We start from the raw sequence: 5,420 nt of genomic DNA, 5'->3' as shown, positions 1-5,420 counted from the left end.
GCTTACGCGCCTGCGCAATGGCTGCGTCTGGCGCCAGATACCGGCCTCCATCGGAGAAACTGTCCGAGGTTATGTTGACGATGCCGAAAATGATGAGCGATTTATTCATGGGGGCTTCTATAATAATCTCTGTACACGACAAAAATAGATAACTCATTGAAATAATGTCACAATAATTGTTTTCTAACGACGAATACTATGACACATCTCAATGAGTTATATCTTATCTTAAACAAATCTCTAAAATGGAACAAGTCACATTTAAAGTGCTTTGCGCTCATCATGCTTGTGATTATTTTAAAGCAAACATGTAATCTTTCTTCTGCATCTAAAGCCTTGCCCATCAAGTGTTTACCACAATCATTTTATCGACGTATGCAGCGCTTCTTTGCAGGTCAGTATTTTGATTATCGTCAAATTTCTCAGTGTCATCACCAGAACGATGGTGATGACTACGGCGATCTGACCCCAAAGGATTCGGCCTCCGCGCAATGCAGGCTCCAGTCGGCAAAAGAGACGGAGCCGATCAGAGAGTAGGCAAAATCGGGACGGGCAACAGGAAAGAGGATGCCGGAGGGCTGCCGGATACTATCGGCGGCAAATAGGATGGATCGCCTGTGCCGTTATCGTGCCGGTCGAGTGCCATCCAGGAAACGATTGGGCGAATCGCCGTCACGCTTCATTTTGCCTGCGAGGTTGAGTAGATTTTTCAGTGCGGAGTTGCGATTGAACGGCGACCAGACGGCTGTAAAGGCAACCGGCTCCGGTTCATCGAGGAAGGGCAGGAAGACGATGCCGGTCGTCGGCAACAATGACGTTGCCTCGCCGACGATAGTGATGCCGAAGCCTTGTCCGACCATAGATAGCAGCGTGTCGCGCCCCACATCAAAGCGCCGGATCGACGGTGCGGGCCAACGCCCGGCAAGGCGCAGCACGATATGGTCATGGACCTGCGGGCCGGTGCCACCATAGCGAACAATGAAAGTCTCGCCGACCAGATCGGACCAAGTGATTGCGGACTGCCCGGCGAGGCGATGCCCATCCGATAGCACGGCCACCAGCGGTTCGGTCCAGATCGGTCGGGTATGGCAGTCGGGCATCTCGGGCTTGCCCGCGACGAACACCACGTCGAGCTGGTCAGCACGAAGCTGCATCACCGCATCGCGGGCTGTGCCTTCGGTGATCTCAACCTCAATGCCCGTATGTTCTTCCCGATAATGACGGATCAGCTCCGTGAGAAAGCTGCGTGGGATTAAGGCATGGATGCCGATGCGAAGCCGGCCGTATTCTCCTTGAGCTGTCATGCCTGCGGTCTTCACTGCGTGATCGAGTTGATCGACACCCGCCGTGACACGCTCCATGAAGTGCCTGCCTGCGTCTGTTAGCCGAACGCCCCGCGCATGGCGCTCAAATAGCAGGACACCAAGGTTATCCTCCAGCGCTTTCACACGCGCGCTGACGCTCGACTGGCTGATACCAAGTGCCTTGGCCGCATGCCGAAAATTCAGATGCTCGGCGACGGCGATGAACTGAACAAGGGAAATGAGCGGTATCCTGCCAGACAGGATACCGACATTCACGAGGTTTCGATGGTTAGTGCGCCGCATCGGAGCGGGCCTGCTACCAGTCGTCGGTTAGACGACTGGCGACTTCTCGGTGGCAGCCCCACGGAGCCGAAGGAGCACCAGCCCCAACGAAACCAGTACCGCCATCGCCGTGGCGTAACAGATCACGGGCCACGCTGTGTCACCGTTTAAAAGTGCCACCGCCAATGTCCCGACAATGCTGACTATCAGGCTTTGAACGCAGAAGTAGAACGCGACCGCTGATCCCGCGATGTCGTCGAACTCTGCCAAAGCGCCGTTCGCGGTAACGGACACCGTGAAGACAATACCGACCGCGACAACCCACATCGGTAGGATGAAGGTGAGGAATGACGGCGAGCCGTAAAGTTCGCCGATCCCCAACAGGACCGCTCCGCAAACAAGCAACGCCATCCCACGCGCCACGCATCCTGCGATGCCCCATCTGGCGACAAAGGACTTCGCGAAACGGGTTGTCACGATCATTACAAGCGCGACAGTGGCGAAGGCAAAGCTGAATCCGATCTCGGAATATTCCGCTTGGCCTATGAGCACACGGGGAGCCGTCGAGAAGAAGACGAAGTAGGTGCCCATACCGGCGCTAAAGCCGACAGTGTAAACCCAAAAAGCCGGACTCGCGAAGATCGGCAAGACAGATCGGCGCGTCTTGACTTGATCCAGAGGGCGGGTTTCGTGCCACCTGAAACCCGCATTTAGGAGTGCGAGCATCGCCAGTATAGCCAAAGTAATGAATATCGCCTGCCATCCCAAGAACTCGCCGATCAATACTCCGGCGATAGGGCCGAGCGCAGGCACGAACGCCAGCATCGAACTGAAAAGGCCGTAGATGACGACACCCTCAGGACGGTTGGCATAAACGTCGCGAACCGTCGCGAACGTCGCCACCAGCATGGCCGACGCGCCCACTGCTTGAAGTAGACGGAAAGCGACAAAGGCCGGTGCAGTTGAAGACCAAGCTGCTCCCAGAGACGCAATGACGAAAGCCGTTGCGCCCGCAAGTAGAATTGGCCGTCGCCCGATTCTGTCTGAGAGCGGACCAAAAATCACCTGGCCCACGCCGAGCATCACCATATAGAGGCTCAACGTGAGTTGGATCATAGCGGGCGTCGTGTTCAGGATGCCGGGCATCGCTGGAACGACAGGGAGATAAATATCCATCGCCAGTGAAGCGAGGATGTCGAAAGGAGCCATCAGCAGCAGTGCTGCCGGCAGCGTATAGGCCCACGCGGGGCGTGTGGTGGTCATGACGAATCAACCCTCGATTAAGGAATACCGGGCGACGTCTGCTCGTCAGCAATCAGATGAGACTAGCCTTACAGAGCGCCGCAACAACAATACTGGTTGTTGCGGCTTACTTGTCTGCTGACTTGGAATTTCCCATCTGATTACTCCACGCTTACGAATATGAATTGCTACATTTTATCCGATTATCTTTTGCTTTGCAATGCGGCATGGGCGCACTCAGCGTTCCAGCCCCCTCTGCCGCCCTAAATGCTTGCTCCAATGCATCGAGCACCATATCTGTATTCATCCGTGTCGATACTTTCCATCCAACAATTGCTCGTGAGAACACATCAATAATAAATGCAGTATAAACCCAGCCTGAATTTGTTTGAATATACGTAAAGTCACTCACCCACAGTTGGTCAGGATGATCAGCAGTAAAATTACGTTTTACCAAGTCATCCGCTCGTTTTTGATCATCTCGGCTACGGGTGGTTTGTTTGTTCTTACCACGCCAAACACCTTTTATACCTAGCTTTTGCATTAATCGAGCAACAGTACAGCGCGCAATAATATAGCCTTCACGTTTCAGTTTTTGCCAGACTTTACGTACACCATACCGACCTGAACTTTCCTTCCAAATTCGTTTAATCTCCTCAGCATGATGCAAGTCATGTAAATCTCGCTTTGCTCGATGTTCTGGATTTTCACAGAGATCTAGAGTCCGGTAATAGGTTGAAGGTGCGATCGGTAAAATTCTACAAATCGCCTCGACTCCGTACAGCTCTTTATTATTATGGATAAAATCCACCATTATTTGTGTGGGCGGTCGAGCTCCGCCTGGGCGAAAAAAGCGGCTGCTTTACGTAGAATTTCATTGGCGCGTTGCAGTTCTTTATTTTCGCGTTCGAGTTGTTTGATACGTTCTTGGTCTGAAAGCTGCTGTACTTTAACTGGATTTTGTTTATCTAAATATTTTTGATACCAAACACGTAGTGTTTCAGGAGTACAACCCTTGCGCAGTATACTGCTCAGGGAGCAATAGCGGTGATCGCAGCCCAATTCGATGGATAATCTTTCTCGGATTCAATCAATAATTGAACCGCTCTTTCTCTGATTTCAGGGGTATATTTTACTTTTTTCATCGGGACATTCTCTCAGAAAGCTTGGTCTCCGACAAACCCGGTACGGTTCAAAAATCTTCCATTGATTTATTTATATCTGTTAAACCAGTCGCATTATGAAATGTAATATAAGTAGAAATTTCAGTATAAATGGTCATGATCTTTTCTAAATTTGAATATCTAAGCGTCTTCATTAATCAACCTTATTGATTATTAGTTTCTTCTTTTAAAGCTCTTTGTACTGTTGCTATCCCTACTTTAAACTTTTCTGCAACACCTCTAAATGTTGAATTTTCTTCAGCCATTGCTTTTCGTATTTCAACATAGTCAACCTTCCGCTTTCTTCCCTTATATAAGCCCTTCGCTTTGGCTTTTGCAATTCCTTCCTTTTGACGCTCACGGATCATGGAGCGTTCAAACTCTGCAAATGCAGCAAGCATCTGAAACATGAGTTTATTTATTGCCGATTGTGCTACATCATGACTGAAGGTCAAATTCTCTTTATGAAAAATAATGGTTATACCACGATCATTCAGACTATTCACAATTTCGTTCAGATCATTTGTATTACGTGCCAGACGATCAATACTATGAACATGCACCGTATCACCTTCACGCAGATAGTCGAGCATTGCATTTAACTGAGGACGTTCACGGCTACCACCGCTTGCCTTTTCAGTAAAGGTCTTATCCAGGCTGATTCCATCTAATTGACGTTCAGTATTTTGTTCAGTTGAACTGACTCGAATATATCCGACCTGATTAGGCATTCTGTACCGTTAGAGTTTAGATAATTAAATACATATTGTACCGAAATTAAATATTAAGTCTATAAATACGGTTTTTGAGTTGCTTTTTAAGACTTTATTTTGTTCCGTTAGGCTATACTCTATAGTTACATAATTCGTGATTTAAAGAGACCTAGAAAAAGAGAAATGGTATTTATTTGAGCTAATCAAAGTTGAGAAACTTTAGAATTCTTGCGTTAGTCAAATTTTAAGCAGCCAAAAGCTATATTTTATGAGGTTTTAGCCAATTCAAAAATTAGATAAACTATACTTTCGCAAGAGGTCTTTTGATTAAATAATAAGCGTGGAACGTGAAAAATCATAAAAAAAGCCCACCTTGGGGAAGATGGGCTATCAACTAGAAACTACAGCATTGATTTCTATAGAGAATTATAACGCTGTTATTCCTAAGTAGTAATGTCCTACCTTAAAACCAAATAGAAATGTCCTATACAGACATTTCCAAGTCAAGCACAGGATTCAGATTTCGTTCTTTGATTACTGTCTTCTGTGCACGTCTGCTTGGCATAGATTGAGAACGATTACGTTTGTTTTGCTGTTCCAATTCTTCATGCTGTTGTTGAATATGATTGAGAACTGCACCTAAACGTTTATTCTCAACAATCTCTCGCTGGTTAAGCTGACTTAATTTATCGAAGATGCTGTAATTGATTTTTCTT

The 5,420-nt window shown here is 47.8% G+C and carries 3 protein-coding genes, 5 pseudogenes and 1 other annotated feature; of the genes and pseudogenes, 1 reads left to right on the top strand and 7 read right to left on the bottom strand.

Annotated features, from left to right (window positions below):
* Positions 1-109 (bottom strand): annotated as a pseudogene (locus tag FTU00_RS15295) (dihydropteroate synthase); the annotation flags it as partial.
* 89 nt (positions 110-198) lie between these two features.
* On the opposite strand from FTU00_RS15295, the pseudogene FTU00_RS15290 reads away from it, so the two are divergent.
* Positions 199-426, top strand: a pseudogene (locus FTU00_RS15290) (IS4 family transposase); the annotation flags it as partial.
* A 197-nt stretch (positions 427-623) separates the two neighbouring features.
* On the opposite strand, the gene FTU00_RS15285 reads toward FTU00_RS15290, so the two are convergent.
* The 6 genes and pseudogenes from FTU00_RS15285 to FTU00_RS15265 all read right to left on the bottom strand — a co-directional run.
* Complete coding sequence (locus FTU00_RS15285) at positions 624-1,304, bottom strand: LysR family substrate-binding domain-containing protein (protein WP_109354582.1); 681 nt, start codon at positions 1,302-1,304, stop codon at positions 624-626.
* A 3-nt stretch (positions 1,305-1,307) separates the two neighbouring features.
* Positions 1,308-1,607, bottom strand: a pseudogene (locus FTU00_RS15675) (LysR family transcriptional regulator); the annotation flags it as partial.
* Positions 1,608-1,634: 27 nt separating this feature from the next.
* The gene (floR, locus tag FTU00_RS15280; protein WP_000214122.1) at positions 1,635-2,849 is read right to left on the bottom strand and encodes a chloramphenicol/florfenicol efflux MFS transporter FloR; all 1,215 of its coding nucleotides are present in this window, start codon (positions 2,847-2,849) and stop codon (positions 1,635-1,637) included.
* 151 nt (positions 2,850-3,000) lie between these two features.
* A pseudogene (locus FTU00_RS15275) lies at positions 3,001-3,973 on the bottom strand (IS3 family transposase).
* Positions 3,568-3,684: a sequence feature (AL1L pseudoknot), on the bottom strand. It overlaps the preceding pseudogene by 117 nt.
* Positions 3,974-4,155: 182 nt before the next feature.
* Complete coding sequence (locus FTU00_RS15270) at positions 4,156-4,722, bottom strand: recombinase family protein (protein ID WP_006581699.1); 567 nt, start codon at positions 4,720-4,722, stop codon at positions 4,156-4,158.
* Between the two features lie 466 nt (positions 4,723-5,188).
* Positions 5,189-5,420 (bottom strand): annotated as a pseudogene (locus tag FTU00_RS15265) (ISNCY family transposase); the annotation flags it as partial.

This window comes from Acinetobacter sp. YH12041, assembly GCF_013419975.1.
GTDB lineage: Bacteria > Pseudomonadota > Gammaproteobacteria > Pseudomonadales > Moraxellaceae > Acinetobacter.
This window is presented reverse-complemented; position numbering and strand designations above follow the sequence as displayed.